The 18,055-nt window shown below is 70.8% G+C and carries 9 protein-coding genes; 7 read left to right on the forward strand and 2 right to left on the reverse strand.

The window, feature by feature from the left end:
* Positions 1–12: 12 nt before the first annotated feature.
* From mrdA to AMK27_RS28580, 4 genes are all read left to right on the forward strand, one after another.
* A complete protein-coding gene (mrdA, locus tag AMK27_RS28565) occupies positions 13–2,289 on the forward strand; it encodes a penicillin-binding protein 2 (RefSeq protein ID WP_073914060.1) in 2,277 nt (758 codons plus the stop codon).
* Positions 2,290–2,293: 4 nt separating this feature from the next.
* Positions 2,294–3,493, forward strand: a complete 1,200-nt coding sequence (gene rodA, locus AMK27_RS28570) for a rod shape-determining protein RodA (protein WP_073914064.1) — start codon at positions 2,294–2,296, stop codon at positions 3,491–3,493.
* Positions 3,494–3,580: 87 nt separating this feature from the next.
* Positions 3,581–5,107 (forward strand): CYTH and CHAD domain-containing protein, encoded by a 1,527-nt coding sequence (locus AMK27_RS28575; protein ID WP_073914068.1) that lies wholly within the window; start codon positions 3,581–3,583, stop codon positions 5,105–5,107.
* Positions 5,108–5,159: 52 nt separating this feature from the next.
* On the forward strand, positions 5,160–7,088 hold the full coding sequence (locus AMK27_RS28580; RefSeq protein WP_073914073.1) for a TIGR03960 family B12-binding radical SAM protein: 1,929 nt from the start codon (positions 5,160–5,162) through the stop codon (positions 7,086–7,088).
* Between the two features lie 128 nt (positions 7,089–7,216).
* Here the strand turns inward: AMK27_RS28580 and AMK27_RS28585 are convergent, their stop codons facing one another.
* Positions 7,217–9,529 (reverse strand): bifunctional glycosyltransferase/CDP-glycerol:glycerophosphate glycerophosphotransferase, encoded by a 2,313-nt coding sequence (locus AMK27_RS28585; RefSeq protein ID WP_073914079.1) that lies wholly within the window; start codon positions 9,527–9,529, stop codon positions 7,217–7,219.
* Between the two features lie 418 nt (positions 9,530–9,947).
* On the opposite strand from AMK27_RS28585, the gene AMK27_RS28590 reads away from it, so the two are divergent.
* Positions 9,948–13,556 (forward strand): bifunctional glycosyltransferase/CDP-glycerol:glycerophosphate glycerophosphotransferase, encoded by a 3,609-nt coding sequence (locus AMK27_RS28590; protein WP_073914084.1) that lies wholly within the window; start codon positions 9,948–9,950, stop codon positions 13,554–13,556.
* 124 nt (positions 13,557–13,680) lie between these two features.
* Here the strand turns inward: AMK27_RS28590 and AMK27_RS28595 are convergent, their stop codons facing one another.
* Complete coding sequence (locus AMK27_RS28595; RefSeq protein WP_158076934.1) at positions 13,681–15,663, reverse strand: glycosyltransferase; 1,983 nt, start codon at positions 15,661–15,663, stop codon at positions 13,681–13,683.
* A 226-nt stretch (positions 15,664–15,889) separates the two neighbouring features.
* On the opposite strand from AMK27_RS28595, the gene AMK27_RS28600 reads away from it, so the two are divergent.
* Together AMK27_RS28600 and AMK27_RS28605 are read left to right on the forward strand one after the other, a co-directional pair.
* Entirely contained in the window at positions 15,890–17,056 is a 1,167-nt protein-coding gene (locus tag AMK27_RS28600) for a hypothetical protein (RefSeq protein WP_073914090.1), read from the forward strand.
* 123 nt (positions 17,057–17,179) lie between these two features.
* Positions 17,180–17,971 (forward strand): TIGR03936 family radical SAM-associated protein, encoded by a 792-nt coding sequence (locus AMK27_RS28605; protein WP_073914095.1) that lies wholly within the window; start codon positions 17,180–17,182, stop codon positions 17,969–17,971.
* Positions 17,972–18,055 lie beyond the last annotated feature (84 nt).

Here is an 18,055-nt window from a genome sequence, read left to right on the forward strand (position 1 = left end):
GGCCCCGACCGTATGAGCAACATCCCCGAGACAGGGCGGACCCCTCGGGTCCAGATCCGGCTCGTCGTCATCCAGATCCTCGTCTTCTCGCTGCTGCTGACCCTGGGGGGCCGGCTCTGGTACCTCCAGATCCGCAACGGCAAGGAGTACACGGACGAGGCGAAGAACAACCACGTCCAGCAGGTCGTGCAGCCCGCCGTGCGCGGCTCCGTCCTCGATGCCCGCGGCGTCCCGCTCGCGGACAACGAGACCCGGCTCGTGGTCTCCGCGTCCCGCACCGAGATGATGAAGATGAAGGACCGCGGCAGGACGGTCCTGACCCGGCTCGCCGACGTCCTCGACATGAAGCCCGACGACGTCATCAACAAGATCCGGCTCTGCGACTCCAAGACCCCGAAGCCCTGCTGGAACGGTTCTCCCTACCAGCCGATCCCGGTCACGGACGAGGCCACCACCCAGCAGGCCCTCCAGATCCGCGAGCGCGCCGAGGACTTCCCCGGCATCACCGCCGAACCCACCGCCGTACGCCGCTACCCGGCGCCCGGCAAGGCCCGCACCTCGCAGGTCCTCGGCTACCTCTCGCCCGTCACCGACGGCGAGATCGAGAAGGCCAAGGACACCGACTCGCCGTTCCTCCGCTCCGACCAGATCGGCCGGTCCGGCATCGAGCGCACCTACGACAAGGAACTGCGCGGCAAGGCCGGCGTCACCCGCTACGAGGTCGACAACCTCGGCCGGGTCATCGGCCAGGCCCAGAACGACCCCGCGGTCCCCGGCTCCAACGTCGTCACCTCCATCGACGCCCGCGTGCAGGCGGTCGCCGAGTGGGAGCTGCACAACGCGATGGTCGAGGCCCGCAAGGTGTACGACAAGAACACCAGCGAGAACTACAAGGCCGACTCCGGCGCCGTCGTCGTCATGGAGAACAAGACCGGCCGGATCGTCGCCATGGCCTCCCAGCCCGACTACGACCCCAACGCCTGGGTCGGCGGCATCTCCGCCAAGGACTACGCGGCCCTCACCGGCAAGGACTCCAACTTCCCGCTCCTCAACCGGGCCATCCAGGGCCAGGCCGCCCCCGGCTCGATCTTCAAGGTCATCCCGACCACCGCCGCGGTCAACGCCGGATACGACTTCAACGGGCGCTACCCGTGCCCCTCCTCGTACTCCATCGGCAACCAGGTCTTCAAGAACTTCGAGTCCCAGGGCCACGGCTCCATCACCCTCGGCCAGGCCCTCGAGGTCTCCTGCGACACCGTCTACTACGCCCTCTCCCACCAGCAGTGGCAGAAGGACGGCGGGATGAAGCCGAAGAAGAACGCCAACGACTGGTTCTACAAGACGGCCCACCAGTTCGGCCTCGGCGCCGAGACCGGCATCGACCTTCCCAACGAGGTCACCGGCCGGGTCCCCGACCGGAAGTGGAAGCAGGACTTCTGGGCGGCCAACAAGGACTACTGGTGCAAGATCGGCAAGCGCGGCGGCACCTACGTGCAGCAGCTCTCCTACGAGAACTGCCTCGAAGGCAACCTGATGCGCGCCGGTGACTCGGTCAACTACTCCATCGGCCAGGGCGACACCCTCGTCACCCCCATCCAGATGGCCACCATCTACGCCGCCATCGCCAACGGCGGCACCCTCTGGAACCCCACCGTCGGCAAGGCGATCATCAGCCCCGACGGCAAGGACGTCACCGAGATCAAGCCCAAGGCACACGGCAAGCTCCCCATGGACACCAAGACGCAGGCCTTGATAGAGGAAGCCCTCGCGGGAGTCGCCACCCGCGGTACGGCCGCCTGGCGATTCGGCGGCTGGCCGCAGGACAAGATCCCGATGCACGCCAAGACGGGTACCGCCGAGGTCTACGGCAAGCAGACGACCTCCTGGTTCGCCACGTACACCAAGGACTACGCGATCGTCATGACGATCGCCCAGGGCGGTACGGGCTCCGGCGCCTCGGGCCCCGCCGTCCGCAACATCTACGACGCGCTCTACGGACTCGACGACGCCGGCAACCAGGACCTCAAGCGGGCCCTGCTGCCGCAGCCGCAGAAGACCCTCCCGAAGATCGAGGCCGACGGCTCCATCGACCCCCCGAAGGTCACGCCGTACGACCCGGAGATCGGGAAGATCGACCCCGACGCGCCCCTGAGCACGCCGGACGGCACCCAGCAGCCCGACCCGGCCGACCCCGGCGGGACCGACCCGGCCGACCCCGGCCAGGCCGACCCCGACAAGCCCGACCAGCAGGAACTCGCGGGCCCGCCCGCCGCCTGGCGGAGGGACTGAACCGATGACCGCACCCCACGGCTTCTCCGTCTCCCGGTACGCCCCCGAGCGCGGCACGCTCGCCAAACTGGCCGCCCGCGACTCGGTGGTCCGCCGGCTCGACTGGCCGATCCTGCTCTCCGCGCTCGCGCTCTCCTTCATCGGGGCGCTGCTCGTCTGGTCCGCCACCCGCGGCCGCACCGAGCTCAACCAGGGCGACCCGTACTACTTCCTCTTCCGGCACCTGCTCAACACCGGCATCGGCGTCGCCCTGATGATCGGCACGATCTGGCTCGGCCACCGCACCCTGCGGGGCGCGGTCCCGGTCCTCTACGGCCTCTCGATCGTGCTGATCCTCGCCGTGCTCACCCCGCTCGGCGCCACCATCAACGGCGCCCACGCGTGGATCGTCGTCGGCGGCGGCTTCTCGCTCCAGCCCAGTGAGTTCGTGAAGATCACGATCATCCTGGTGATGGCGATGCTGCTGGCCGCCAAGGTCGACGCGGGCGACCAGATCCACCCCGACCACCGCACCGTCGCCAAGGCCCTCACCCTGGCCGCGCTCCCCATGGGCATCGTCATGCTGATGCCGGACCTCGGCTCGGTCATGGTCATGGCGGTCATCGTGCTCGGCGTGCTGCTCGCGTCCGGCGCCTCCAACCGCTGGGTCCTCGGACTGATCGGCGCCGGCGTCGGAGGCGCGGTCCTCGTCACCGCGCTCGGGATGCTCGACGAGTACCAGATCAACCGCTTCGCGGCCTTCGCCAACCCCGACCTCGACCCGGCCGGCGTCGGCTACAACACCAACCAGGCCCGGATCGCGATCGGCTCCGGCGGCCTCCTCGGCGCCGGGCTCTTCAAGGGCTCCCAGACCACCGGCCAGTTCGTGCCCGAGCAGCAGACCGACTTCGTCTTCACGGTCGCGGGGGAGGAGCTGGGCTTCGTCGGCGCCGGCCTGATCCTGCTGCTCCTCGGCGTCGTCCTCTGGCGGGCCTGCCGGATCGCCCGCGAGACCACCGAGCTCTACGGCACGGTCGTCGCGGCCGGGATCATCGCCTGGTTCGCCTTCCAGTCCTTCGAGAACATCGGCATGACGCTCGGCATCATGCCGGTCGCCGGACTGCCGCTGCCGTTCGTCTCGTACGGCGGCTCGTCGATGTTCGCGGTGTGGGTGGCGATCGGACTGCTCCAGTCGATCAGGGTCCAGCGGCCCATGACCGCCTAGAGGACGTCCGGCGGATCCCCCAGGGGATTTCCGGACAGGCTGACGGGCGTACTCCCGCGGAGTTCACTTCCCGTCTAGATTCGATTCATGGCGGACACGAAGCGAGAGATCGAGCGGAAGTACGAAGCCACCCCCCGGACCGGCCTCCCGGACCTGACCCGGGCGGCCGGGGTGGCGTCGGTCACCGACGAGGGCGTCACCGAACTCGACGCCGTCTACTACGACACCCCCGACCTGCGGCTCGCCGCCGACGCGCTCACCCTCCGCCGCCGCACCGGCGGCGCGGACGCCGGCTGGCACCTGAAGTTCCCCGTCGCCTCCGGCATCCGCGACGAGATCAGAGCCCCGCTCTCGGACACGCTCCCGCGGTCCCTGGCGGGGCTCCTGCGTTCCCGCGTCCGGGACGCCGAGGTCGTCCCCGTCGTCCGCCTCCGCTCCTCCCGCGACGTCCGCCACCTCCGCGACGGCGACGGCACCCTCCTCGCCGAACTCTCCGTGGACACCGTGCACGCCGAGGGCCTCACGAGCGGGGGAGAGGCCGCCTGGACCGAGATCGAGGTCGAACTCGCCGACGACACCGACCCCGCCGTCCTCGACGCCGTCGAGAAGCGCCTCAGGAAGGCCGGCATCCGGCCCTCGGACTCCCCGTCGAAACTCTCCCGCGCGCTCACCGAGACGGGCGTGGAGCCCGAGACGCCCGCGGCCCCGCCGGAGCCCCCCGGTGCGCCCGGCACCGCCGGAGCCGCCGTCCTCGCCTACGTACGGGAGCAGGTCGAGGCGGTCGTCGCGTACGACCCCGCCGTACGGCGGGGCCTGCCCGACGCCGTCCACCAGCTGCGCGTCGCCTGCCGCCGGCTGCGCAGCGCCTTCAAGACGTACCGGAAGGTCCTCGACCGGGAGGTCACCGACCCGATCGGCGAGGAGCTGAAATGGCTCGCCGGAGAACTCGGCGTCGCCCGCGACCAGGAGGTCCTCGACGAACGGCTGCGCGCCCGCCTCGACGAGCTGCCCCGCACCCTGGTCCTCGGCCCGGTCAAGGCCCGGCTGCGCCGCCGTGACGCCGCCCACGGCAGGACCGCCCGCCGCCAGGCCCTCGCCGCCCTCGACTCCGCCCGCTACCTCGCCCTCCTCGGCACCCTCGACGCCCTGCTCGCCGACCCGCCGCTGCGCGCGGACGCCGCCGGCGACGCCCGGACGGTCCTCGCCCGCGCCGTCCGCAAGGACCACGCCCGCCTCGGTCACCGGATCGGCCACGCCCTCTCCCTCGAACCCCCGCACGCACGCGACCTCGCCCTCCACGAGGCCCGCAAGGCCGCCAAACGCGCCCGGTACGCGGCCGAGGCGGCTCGCCCCACCCTCGGCAAGCCCGCGAAACGGCTTGCGAAGCGGGTGAAGGCCGTCCAGAGCCTGCTCGGCGAGCACCAGGACGCCGTCGTCGCCCGGGGCGCCCTGCGCGAGCTCGCGGTCGTGGCCCACGGCGCCGGCGAATCGGCCTTCACCTGGGGACTTCTGTACGGACACGAGGAGGCCGCCGCGCTGGCCGCCGAGCGGGCGCTCCCCGGGGTCTGGGCCAGGGCCTCGGCCCCGGAACTCACGGCGTCCCTGACCCGCTGAGCACCGGGGTACGCTTGAGAGTCGCCCCCCTGCCAGCTCACGAAGGTTCGAGATGTCTGCTGCCGAGTCTGTCTTCCCGCAGCTCGAAGCTCTGCTCCCGCACGTGCAGAAGCCGATTCAGTACGTCGGTGGAGAGCTGAACTCCACGGTCAAGCCGTGGGAGTCCGCCGATGTCCGCTGGGCGCTGATGTACCCGGACGCGTACGAGGTCGGTCTGCCCAACCAGGGCGTGATGATCCTGTACGAGGTGCTCAACGAGCGCGAGGGCGTCCTCGCCGAGCGCACCTACAGCGTCTGGCCGGACCTCGAAGAGCTGATGCGGGAGCACAAGGTCCCGCAGTTCACGGTCGACAGCCACCGCCCCGTCGGCGCGTTCGACGTGTTCGGCCTGAGCTTCTCCACCGAGCTCGGCTACACGAACATGCTCACCGCCCTCGACCTGGCCGGCGTCCCGCTGGAGTCGAAGGACCGGACCGTCGACCACCCGATCGTGCTCGCGGGCGGCCACGCGGCCTTCAACCCCGAGCCGATCGCGGACTTCATCGACGCGGCGATCATCGGCGACGGCGAGCAGGCCGTCCTCGACATGACCGAGATCATCCGCGCCTGGAAGGCCGAGGGCCGGCCGGGCGGCCGCGAGGAGGTCCTCTTCCGCCTCGCCAGGACCGGCTCGGTGTACATCCCGCGGTTCTACGACGTGGAGTACCTGCCGGACGGCCGCATCGGCCGCGTCGTGCCCAACAGGTCCGGCGTGCCGTGGCGCGTCTCCAAGCACACCGTCATGGACCTCGACGAGTGGCCCTACCCCAAGCAGCCCCTCGTGCCGCTCGCGGAGACCGTCCACGAGCGCATGTCCGTCGAGATCTTCCGCGGCTGCACCCGCGGCTGCCGCTTCTGCCAGGCCGGCATGATCACGCGCCCCGTGCGGGAGCGAAGCATCACCGGCATCGGCGAGATGGTCGAGAAGGGCCTCAAGGCGACGGGCTTCGAGGAGGTCGGCCTCCTCTCGCTGTCCTCCGCGGACCACTCCGAGATCGGTGAGATCGCCAAGGGCCTCGCCGACCGGTACACGGAGGACAAGGTGGGCCTGTCCCTCCCGTCCACCCGTGTCGACGCCTTCAACGTGGACCTGGCCAACGAGCTGACCAGGAACGGACGCCGCTCCGGCCTCACCTTCGCCCCCGAGGGCGGCTCCGAGCGCATGCGCAAGGTCATCAACAAGATGGTCTCGGAGGAGGACCTCATCCGGACCGTCTCCACCGCGTACGGCAACGGCTGGCGCCAGGTGAAGCTGTACTTCATGTGCGGCCTGCCGACGGAGACCGACGAGGACGTCCTCCAGATCGCCGACATGGCGATGAACGTGATCGCCGAGGGCCGCAAGGTCTCCGGCCAGAACGACATCCGCTGCACCGTCTCCATCGGCGGTTTCGTCCCCAAGCCGCACACCCCGTTCCAGTGGGCCCCGCAGCTGTCGGCCGAGGAGACGGACGAGCGGCTGCGCAAGCTCCGCGACAAGATCCGCGGCGACAAGAAGTACGGCCGCTCGATCGGCTTCCGCTACCACGACGGCAAGCCGGGCATCGTCGAGGGCCTCCTGTCCCGCGGCGACCGCCGCATCGGCGCGGTCATCCGCGCGGTGTACGAGGACGGCGGCCGCTTCGACGGCTGGCGCGAGCACTTCTCGTACGACCGCTGGATGGCCTGCGCCGAGAAGACGCTGCCGGAGATGGGCGTCGACGTCGCCTGGTACACGACCCGCGAGCGCACCTACGAGGAGGTCCTGCCCTGGGACCACCTGGACTCCGGTCTCGACAAGGACTGGCTCTGGGAGGACTGGCAGGACTCGCTCGACGAGACCGAGGTCGAGGACTGCCGCTGGACCCCGTGCTTCGACTGCGGCGTCTGCCCGCAGATGGACACCCACATCCAGATCGGCCCCACCGGCAAGAAGCTGCTGCCGCTGTCGGTCGTGAAGTAGCCCACGCGGGACCCGCGCGAAGGACCGGACCCCGGACCCGCGCGGACAGGCACGAAGAAGAGGCGCCCGGAGCGGATTCGCTCCGGGCGCCTCTTTCGTACGCGCGGTCCGTGGTCGGCCGCCGGCCGCTAGGCCCGGGCCACCGGGCGGTCCTCCGTGTCCGCCTGGGCGTCCGCCTGGCGCGGCACCGACGCCTCGGCCACCCGCGGCGACGGGGCCGGGGTGCGCTCGGCCACGGGCACCACGGCCGGCCGGGGCCGCTCCTCGCCGAGGAAGACCCGGCGGACGACCCGCTCGGCGGCGAAGCCGTCGTCCCAGGAGCAGAAGCGCTCCCGGAAGGCCTGCCGCAGGGCGGCGGCCGGCTCGGCCTCCCAGGCGCCGCCGCGGAAGGCCTCGATCAGCTCGTCCTCGGTGGTGGTGATCACACCGGGGGTGTCACCCGGCTCGCCCGAGAGCAGGTCGAAGGTCACACCGCGGCAGGTGCGGTACATCTCCCAGTCGTCGGCGTACGTCACGATCGGCCGGTCGAGGTTGGCGTAGTCGAACATGATCGACGAGTAGTCGGTGATCAGGGCGTCCGACGCCAGGCAGAGCTCCTCCACCGACGGGTACCGCGACACGTCGATCAGCGCGCCCCGCTCGGCGAGGGCGGCCAGCTCCGGGTCGCCGCCGTAGAAGTAGTGGGCACGGACCAGCAGGACGAAGTCCGGGCCGAGTTCGCGGGCGAAGCGCGCGAAGTCGAGGCGCGGGACGAAGGAGTCCTTCTGGTGGTCGCGCACGGTGGGGGCGTACAGGACCGCCTTCCTGCCGTGCCCGATGCCGAGTTCGCCGCGGATCCGGCGGACGTCCGCGGCGGTGGCGCGGTAGTACACGTCGTTGCGCGGGTAGCCGGTGTTCAGGGTCCGGAAGGCGGCCGGGTAGACCCGCTCCCAGTGCTCGGTGGAGTGCTGGTTCGACGAGACGCTCCAGTCCCAGCGGTCCACCCGCTCCAGGAGCTTGTCGAAGTCCATGCTGCGGGCGACGGCCGGGTACTGCTGCTGGTCGAGACCCATCCGCTTGAGCGGGGTGCCGTGATGGGTCTGCAGGTGCACCTGGCCGGGGCGCTTGACCACGGAGTCCGGGAAGTTCACGTTGTTGACCAGGTACTTGGCCCGGGCCATCGCCTTCCAGTAGCCGAAGGTGGCCGGGGCGATCCGGGTCACACCGGCCGGCACGCTGCCCGCGTACGCCTGGTTCACGACCCACACGCCGCGCAGCGCGGGCGCGAGCTTCTTGGCGGCCTCGTGCACCGCGAGCGGGTTGCAGCCGGGGGTGCGGCCCCAGTACGCCGAGTAGACGGCGAGGTTCTCGTCCAGCGGGAGGCGGCGCTGCACACCGTAGTAGGCGCGCAGGGCCTTGCGGCCGCCCCAGCGCTTGGTCCGGCCGAGGGCGCCGAAGGCCGTCTCCCGGGTGCCGTTGACCGTCTTGAGGGCCTCGAACGCGGCGTACGAACCGGTTCGCATCACCTTGAACTTCAGGCCGAGCATGCCGGGCGGCGGGGTGAAGCCCGCGGGCTCGTTCCTGCGGTAGGTCTTGCCGGCCTGCTTGATGTAGGCGCGCCGGTGGCTGCGGGGTATTCGGAAGCCGCGGGCGAAGGTGAAGAGGAAGTGCGCGACCATCCGCTCGAAGACGAGCCTGCGGTACGCGTCGAGACCGGGACGGCCCTCGAGGTGGTCGAAGACCCGCTGGTACTGATCGAAGATCACGAAGTGCTTGCGCGGGGAGCTGCTGCGCATCGAGCTGCCCTGGCGGCGCTGGCGGTACTCGACGACCACGTACTCCAGGCCCGCGACGCGCTGGGCGTCGGCCATGGTCGTGTAGACCATGAGCGCGTCCTCGTACAGCCCGTCGGTGAAGGTGTAGCCCCCGCCGGTGAAGAAGTCGCGGCGGTAGACGCGGTTCCACACCACGGCGAAGATCCGCAGCAGTTCGAGCTCGTCGACGGGGCTGACCACCCGGTCGCGGATGGCGGCCAGGTACGGGCCGGTCTTGCTGGTCTCGACGCTGCCGTCCACATGGGTGCGGACGTGGTCGAACAGCAGGATCTCGGGGTCCCGGGCCGCGTCGAGGCGGTCGGCCATGGCCTGCAGCGAGCCGGGGCGGATCGAGTCGTCGCCGTCGATGAAGAGCAGGTAGTCGCCGCGGGCGTGCTCGACGCCCGTGTTGCGGGCGGCGCCGATGCCGCCGTTCTCGGCGCGGTGGACGGCGCGGACCCGCGGGTCACGGGCGGCGAACTCGTCGATGATGGCGCCGCTGCTGTCCACGGAGCAGTCGTCGACCGCGATGATCTCGAAGTCCCCGTACCCCTGCGACGTCACCGACTCGAGGCACTCACGGATGTAGCCCTCGACCCCGTAGACCGGGATGATCACGCTGAATCTGGGGGTAGCTGCAGCCGCCATGCCTTGTCGTCTCCTCAGTCGAACCGCTCGGATGAAGTATGACAGGAGCCCTTCCGCGCCCCCGAGGCCGCGGGCGGCCGCCCCGGAACCGTTCCCGCCCACGTCACCGCCGCTTTCGCCCCCTGCGGGGCCCTCCGTCCGATCGGTGACCCGGCGACGAAGGGGTGATGACGGACACAACGGCAGGAAAACGGCCGTGGTACGGATCGTCTATTCTGGAGTGCTGCGGCGGCCGGGGGGTCGCCGCAGAGTCGTATAGGCCGAGCGGAACCAGGTCTTGCCGAGGGCTGGGCGGGTTTTTCCCGGAGGGCGGAGACGCCCTCGTCGGTCCGCAGGAAAACCGAAGAGCACGCCCCGTCACCCCTCAGGCGCTCGAGCTTGTCGAGCGGGTCTGAAACGGAAAGGAACGCAGAACTACATGGCACCCCGGCTCAGCGTCATCGTCCCGATCTACAACGTGGCGCAGTACCTGCCCGCCTGCCTCAACTCGTTGGCCGTGCAGACCTTCCAGGACCTGGAAGTTCTCATGATCGACGACGGCTCCACCGACGAGTCCCACGCGATAGCGGCGGAGTACGCGGCCAAGGACGCCCGTTTCCGGCTGATACGCAAGGAGAACGCCGGCCTGGGTGCCGCCCGTAACACGGGTATCGACAGCCTGGCCCCGCAGAGCGAGTTCCTGGCGTTCGTCGACAGCGACGACATGATCCCGCCGGACGCCTACCGGATGATGATCAGCAGCCTGGACGAGACCGGCTCCTCCTTCGCCACCGGCAACGTCGAGCACATCAACTCGACCAAGGTGTGGCAGTCCCCGATGCACCGGTTCCTTTCCCGGGGCGCGGTCAAGCGCACGCACGTCAGCAGGAAGCGCCAGCTCCTCACCGACCGGATCGCCTGCAACAAGGTCTTCCGCCGCGACTTCTGGGACCAGCACGCGCTGCGCTTCCCCGAGGGCGTGCTGTACGAGGACACCCCGGTCATCGTGCCGGCCCAGTACCTCGCCGAGTCCGTCGACATCATCAGCCAGGCCACGTACTACTGGCGGCTGCGCGAGGGCGAGGCGAGCCCCTCGATCACCCAGCGCCGCAACGAGCCGAAGGCCGCCCGCGACCGGGCGTCGGCCGTGGAGTCCGTGAGCCGCTTCTTCGCCGCGCAGAAGGACCCCGTCGCCGACTCGCTGAAGCGTGAGTACGACCACACCGTCCTCACCGGCGACCTCCGCATCTTCCTCAACGTGCTGCCCGACGGCGACGAGGAGTACCGCGCCGAGTTCCTGCGCGTGGCCAACAAGTACCTCGACCAGGTCGACATCAAGGCCCTCGACCGGCTGCCCACCGCGCTGCGCGTCAAGTGGCTGCTCGTCCGCAAGCACGCCATGGCCGAGATCCTCGAGTTCATCGAGGCGGAGCGGCTCGGCGAGCCCGTCGAGCTCGGCGGTGTCATCCGCAAGTACGCCAAGTACCCCTCGCTCGAGTCCCACGCGGACCTGCTGCCCAAGAGGTTCCTGCGGGTCGACAAGGACCTCCAGCTGCGCTCGCCGCTGAAGGAGCTGTCCTGGGAGAACGGCAAGCTGCGGCTGGCCGGCCACGCCTGGATCGACCGCGTCGACCAGACGGGCAAGCGCAGCGTCGTCAAGCTGCTCCAGCTGAAGAAGGACGGCACGCAGCGCCGCATGCTGCTGCCGCTCGCCAACATCTTCGACCCGGAGGCCACCACCGGCTCGGGCCACAAGGGACGCGGTCACAGCTTCGACTGGGCCGGCTGGGAGACGGTCATCGACCCGGCCCGCTTCCGCAAGGGCGACCAGTGGCAGGAAGGCCTCTGGCACGTCGGCATGCGCGTGCTGTCCGGCGGCCTCGTGCGCTCCCGCTCCGTGCACTCGTACGGCTCCGACCGCCTCACGTACCCGCCCTACCAGTGGCTCGACGAGAACTACCGGATGGTGCCGGAGATGCGGCGCGCGGCCCTCAAGCTGCGCATCGAGAAGGTCCCGGTCCTGATCAACGGCTTCGAGCAGTCCGGCGACGACATCCTCGTCGAGGGCGAACTCCGCGAGACCGTCGCCCCGGGCGCCGAGATATCCCTGCGCGTCGCCAACCAGAACAGCGGTGAGGCGCTCCTCTACCCGGTGGAGCTCCTCCCGGCCGCCGGCGGCCGCATCCCCCTGCGGGTCCGCGTCCCCCTGCGGGACGTCGCCCTGCTGCCGGAGCACCTGGACACCGCCGCGGCCCGCGCCGCGGGCGGCGCCGACCCGGCGAAGCTGATGCGCCGCAACTGGAGCACGCAGATCCAGATCGACGAGCCGGAGCAGACCCCGCGCAAGCTCCGGGTCGTCGTCCGGGACGGTCTCGCCGACCTCCAGATCCGGCTGACCGAGGCGTTCGGCGAGGAGGCCTCGCTGAACGAGGTCGCCGTCCTCTCCGGCGCCAACGGCTACCTGAAGTTCTCCGGCCGCCCGCTGCGCGCCACGATCACCGGCATCTCCGAGTCCGACGGCACGTTCACGATCCGCGGCACCGCGTCGGTCGACCTGTCGGGCCACCACCTGGTCGTCAGCGCCAAGAACCGCTTCGACGAGAAGACCGTCCCGCTGACCGCCCTCCCGGACGGCGGCTTCGAGGCGACCTTCCGCCCCTCCACGATGTCGGGTGCCGGCGGCAGGCTGCCGCTGAAGGCCGGCCGCTGGGTGTTCCGCCTGGACGGCGCGGAGGACGAGCCGTCGATCCCGCTCGTCGTGGACCGCCTCGCCGCGACCCAGTTCCCGCTGGAGGCCACGCACAACGGCCGCGAGTACCAGCTCGAGGTCCACTGGCAGGACCACCCGCAGCTGAACTGCATGACCGACCTCACGGCCATGGAGAAGGGCGCGAACCGCCAGTACCAGCTGCGCCAGGAGGTCTACGAGGCCGGCCGCGAGCTGCCGCTGCGCGACTCGGTGCTGTACATCAGCTACAACGGCAAGCAGTACTCGGACAGCCCGCGCGCCGTCCACGAGGAGCTGCTGCGCCGCGGTGCGGACGTCGAGCACCTGTGGCTGGTCAGGGACGGCCAGGTCGAGCTCCCCGACACGGTCAAGGCCGTCAAGTTCCAGGGCCGGGACTGGTACGAGGCGCTGGCGCGCTCGCGCTACATCGTCACCAACGCCCACCTCCCGCACTGGATCAAGCGGCGCGAGGGCCAGGTGATCGTGCAGGCCTGGCACGGCACGATGCTGAAGAAGATCGGCCTGGACATCGACGCCCCGAAGTTCGACCCGAACTACCACGAGCGGCTGGTCCAGGAGGCGGCGAACTGGAACGTCCTCGTCTCGTCGAACCGGTTCAGCACCCCCATCCTCAAGCGCGCCATGGGCTACAACGGGCTGATCGCGGAGACGGGTTACCCGCGCAACGACTACCTCTACGCCGAGGACCGCGACGAGCGGGCCCGTGAGGTGCGGGAGAAGCTGGGGCTGCCCGAGGGCAAGAAGGTCGTGCTGTACGCGCCGACCTGGCGCGACGACCTCTCGCACAGCCGCGGTCAGTTCAAGTTCGACCTCCGGGTCGACCTGGAGGACGCCCGCCGCCGGCTCGGGGACGACCACGTCTTCCTCATCCGGCGCCACTCCAACATCGTGGACAGCATCCCCGGTGCCGGGAACGGCTTCGTCTTCGACGTCTCCGAGTACCCCGACATCGCGGACCTCTACGTGGCCGCCGACATCATGATCACGGACTACTCCTCGGTCATGTTCGACTACGCGCACCTGCGCCGCCCGATGCTGTTCTTCACGTACGACCTGGAGCACTACCGCGACAAGCTGCGCGGGTTCTACTTCGACTTCGAGAACGACGCCCCGGGTCCGCTGGTCGACAACTCGAACGACCTGCTCCAGGCGATCCGTGAGATCGACGAGGTGGCGGCCGAGTACCAGGAGAAGTACGACGAGTTCCACCACCAGTTCTGCGACCTGGACGACGGCCACGCGGCCGGCCGTCTCGCCGATCTGATGTTCAAGATCGCCGAGGAGGGCGCGCCGCTGTAGGCGGTGCCCCCGGGCATACGGAAGAGCCCCGGTCCGCAGGTCTCCCTGCGGGCCGGGGCTCCGTCGTGACGGGCCGGGGCCCGCCTGCCGGTCGGCGGGCCGTGGTCCGCCTACCGGTCGCCGGTCACTTCTTGTCGATGATCTTCAGCGAGAACTGGCCGTTGCTCGCGAAGTACGGGCGCAGCTCGTGCTTGACGCCACCGGTGACGGCGGCGGGGACGGTCGAGGACAGCCGGTTGCGCCAGCCGCTCTTCGCCTTGGTGTCCGCGGCGGCCGCGACCGGGGCGCCGGAACCGTTCACCACCGGGTACGGGTAGGTGAAGACGGTCATCGGGGTGAGCACGTCGGTGGCCAGCTTGCAGACGCGGATCCGGGCGGAGTCGCGGTCCGGCAGCAGCCAGAGGTCCCAGATGTCCTCGGTGCCGGCCTGGTGCAGACGGGCCGCGGCGGCGTTGTCCAGGGAGGCCGTGAAGCGGCCGCCGGCACCGGGCTTCACCGGGACGGTGAAGTTCTTGTCGGCGTCCTTGCGGTGGACGGCCTCGATCACGCTGCCCGTGCCGGGCTCGACGCCCCAGGCCGCGGCGTCGATGACGATCGAGGTGGCACCGGCGTGCACGGCCGCGACCTCGACGTGCTGGGCGCGCACCCGGCTCTGCACCCGCAGAGTGCCGTCCGTGTGGTCGTGCGGCAGCAGCAGGGACAGGGCGGGGCCCTCGGCGCGGGGCAGCTTCAGCGACAGGATCTGGAGGGTGTCGCAGCCGGACGACCGCAGCGGCATGTCGAAGCCGGCGGCGCGGATCGCCAGCTCCCAGTCGCCCTCGACGAGCGTGCCGAGCGAGGGGACGAGCGCCTCGCCGCCGATGAGGGGGAGGACCACCTCGTCGGCCTTCTTGCGGATGTCCTTGCAGACCAGCACGGCGTCGCTGCCGGCGGGCAGCTCCTCGACCTTCACCCGGACGTCGCCCTGCGGGGTGACCACGGCGGCGGCCGTGCGGGGGATGGCCCGGCGGGCCCGCATGGTCTCCACGAGCTGCTCGAAGCGGGCGACCGTCTCGGCCTCCTGGAAGCGGACGACGTTGGCCACCGCGGCGGCCGCCATCTTCCGGCGCAGGTCCTCGTCGGCGATCAGCTTCTCGATGTGCTCGGCGAGCGCCTTCTTGTCGCCGAGCGGCACGACGTAGCCGTCCTCGCCCTGCGTGATGATGTTGCGCGGGCCGTGCGGCGCGTCGTACGCGACGACCGGCAGGCCGGCCGCCATCGCCTCGACGGTGACGTTGCCGAAGGCCTCCAGGCGGGAGGGGAGGACGAACACGGACGCCTTGGCGAACTCCGGGGTGACCGGGGTGGCCGGGCCCATCAGGAAGACCTGGTTGTTGCTGCCCGAGTCGTTGATCTTCTTGCGCAGCTTGCCGTGCTCGGGGCCGGAGCCGTAGATCCGCAGGCTCCAGTCCGGGTGGCGCGGCGCCACGCTGGAGAAGGCCTCGATGAGGTCGTCGAAGCCCTTGTGCGGCTTGAGCAGGCCGGCCGTGACGACGATCTTGTTGTCGCCGGTGGACATCTGGCCCTCGTGGGCCGGGATGCAGTTCGGCATCGGGGAGAGCAGGTGGCTCACGCCGGGGACGACGCCGGCGATGGTCCGGCACTCGTCCGGCGTCGGCGCGGTGATCGCGTCCATCTTCGGGTACGCGTCCTTGAAGAGCGCGTCCCGGATGTGCGGGCCGTACTGCGCGGGCCGGGAGTGCTCCATGGCGACCTTCAGGAAGTCGCGGTCCGCGTAGGCCAGCATGATGGTGATCTTGGGGTTGTTGCTGACCACCACGTCGGCGTCGGTCGTGGCCAGGTACTCCATCAGCCGCCGCTCGGCGAGGCGGCTGATCCACGGCTTCTTGTCCGTGGGCTCGTTCGGGTAGATGTGCGGGAACGTCTCGATGTGCGGGTCGTCGCCGTCGTACGTGTGGGAGTGCTTCCGCATGTCGCTGAGCGCGAGGGTCTTCACCCGGGGGTCGAGCGGGAAGAACGCCTGGTCGCGGTTGCGGCGGAGGGAGACGAGCTCGACCTCGTGGTGGTCCGCGAGCGCCTTGGCGAGGTTGTGGATCGCGCTGACCACGCCTCCGATGTGGCAGCGATCGACCAGAAGAAAGGATATTTTCATACCAAGCCTCAGCGTGTCGGGGGTATGCGGGGGACGGACGTACAGACTCAGGCTACGGGGACGCCCCTGCAGGCGGTGCCCGTCCGTCCGGTTACGGCGGCGCCCACCGTAGCGCCACGACCGGCGAACCCCGAATGGACCGGGAAGAAACCACCGGTGCACGTGATGCGTCTCCAGGCATATGCACCCGGAGAGAACAGGCCACCCGCCGCAGCCCGAGGGCTGTCTGACGGCGGCCGTCAGGATTCCCGTACGGATCGTGGTGCTGGTCCTCGTCGTCCCCCTGCGCCTCGGATGGGACGTCCTCGTCCTGTGCGGCGCGTTCCTGCGCAGGGTGTTCCGCCCGGTCGGCCGGGCCCTCGCCTGGTTCGGCGACGCGGTGCTGGCCCCCGTGGGCCGGGCCGTCGCCCGGCTGGCGGAGTGGGTCGCCACCGCGTGCTGGTGGCTCGTCGCGACGCTCTTCAAGACCCTCTTCTACTGGCCGTGGCTCGGGCTCTGGCGGTACGTGATCGTGCCGGTCGCCGTCCACGGGATCGCGGCTCCGGCGGCCTGGCTGCACCGGACCGTCCTCGCCCCGCTCGGCCGCGGCCTCGCCCGCGGCACGGCCTGGGCGTACGCCCGACTGCTCGCCCCGCTCGGCCGCGGCACCGGCCTGGTGCTGCGGGCGGTGCTCGTATGGCCGTGGACGGCCCTGTGGCGGTACGCGGTCGTGCCCGTCGCCACGGGGGTGTACCGCCGGGTCCTCACCCCGCTCGGCCACGGCCTCACCTGGCTCGCCAGGGGCGCGGGTCGGGGTCTCGCGCTGCTCGGGCGGGGCGTCGCGCTGCTCGGCCGCGGTGTCGGCCTGCTGCTGAGGGTCCTTGTCCTCGCCCCCCTCGTGTTCCTGTACCGCTGGGTCCTCACCCCCGTCGGACGGGTCCTCGCGGTCGTGGGACGCGAGCTCGCCGACGCGCTCGTCGTCGCCTGGCGCGTCGCCGGCTACGTCACCAGGGCCGTCGGCCGCGCCCTGAAACGGCTGGCCCGCAACCTGATCGGCCGACCCGTCGCCTGGTTCTACCGAAGCGTCTGCACCCCGGTCGGGCACCTCGTGCGCGACGCCGTGTGGCGCCCGGCCAGGAAGGCCGCCGTCGAGGCGGGCCGGGCGGTGTCCGCGGCCCTCGCCTCGGCCCGCGCGACCGTGGCCGCCGCCCGCCGCGACGCGTGGCGCGCCCTCTTCGGAGGGCTCCGGGAGCCCGAGCCCGTGCCCGGCATCCCCGGTCGGGCGCGTAACCTGGGAGGTGCTGCATCACGACAGACCGTTCCCGGCGTGGCGGCCGAGTCCGAGATCTCCCCGCGCCAGGGGGGATGAGCCGGCTGCCCCCGAGAGAGCCCCCGTACATTCGTGGGCGGCGCGCCCCCCGCGCCCGCCCCGCACCGAGGAGAAGAACCACTGGGCAAGCGACAGCCCGAAGGCCCGCCGCCCGCACCGGCGGTGCAGCGCATCCGACTGCGCTACACCAAGCGCGGCCGCCTCCGGTTCACCAGCCATCGTGACTTCCAGCGCGCTTTCGAGCGTGCGCTGCGCCGTGCCGAGGTGCCCATGGCGTACTCGGCCGGCTTCACCCCGCACCCCAAGGTGTCGTACGCCAACGCCGCCCCCACGGGCACGGGCTCCGAAGCCGAGTACCTGGAGATCGCCCTCACCGAGGCGCGCGACCCGGAGACCCTGCGGGCCCTGCTCGACGAGTCCCTCCCCGCCGGCCTCGACATCACCGACGCCGTCGAGGCCCGCACCTCGGGCCTCGCCGACCGGCTCACCGCCTCCATCTGGGAACTGCGTCTCGAAGGCGTCGCCGTCGAGGACGTGGAGAAGGCCGCCGAGGCGTTTCTCGCGGCCGAGACCGTGGAAGTACAGCGCAAGACCAAGAACGGCGTCCGCACCTTCGACGCGCGCTCCGCGGTCACCGAGCTGACGGCAGCCGCTCCCCAGGGCGATCCCCAGGGTGATAGGCCGCTGGACAGCGCCTGTGCGATACTGCGGCTGGTTGTTCGGCACGTGACACCTGCCGTACGACCCGACGACGTCCTGTCCGGTCTCCGAGCTGTGGCCGACCTGGCGCCGCCGGTCCCCGCTGCGGTGACCAGGCTGGCGCAGGGGCTCTTCGACGAGGAGTCCGGCACGGTGACCGACCCGCTCGCGCCCGACCGCGAGGCAGTCAAGGCCGCATCTACCACGGCCGCCGCGACCGCCTCTGCGACGGCGCCGGGTGCCGGCATCGCGTAGGGAGCGGTCGTCGTAGCGCCGCCCTGGTACTCGGGAGCCACCTGGGTCGGGCAGCGCACTGACCAGGAGACTTTCGCCAGGCCG

The sequence above is a fragment of the Streptomyces sp. CB02009 genome (genome assembly GCF_001905825.1).
Lineage (GTDB): Bacteria > Actinomycetota > Actinomycetes > Streptomycetales > Streptomycetaceae > Streptomyces.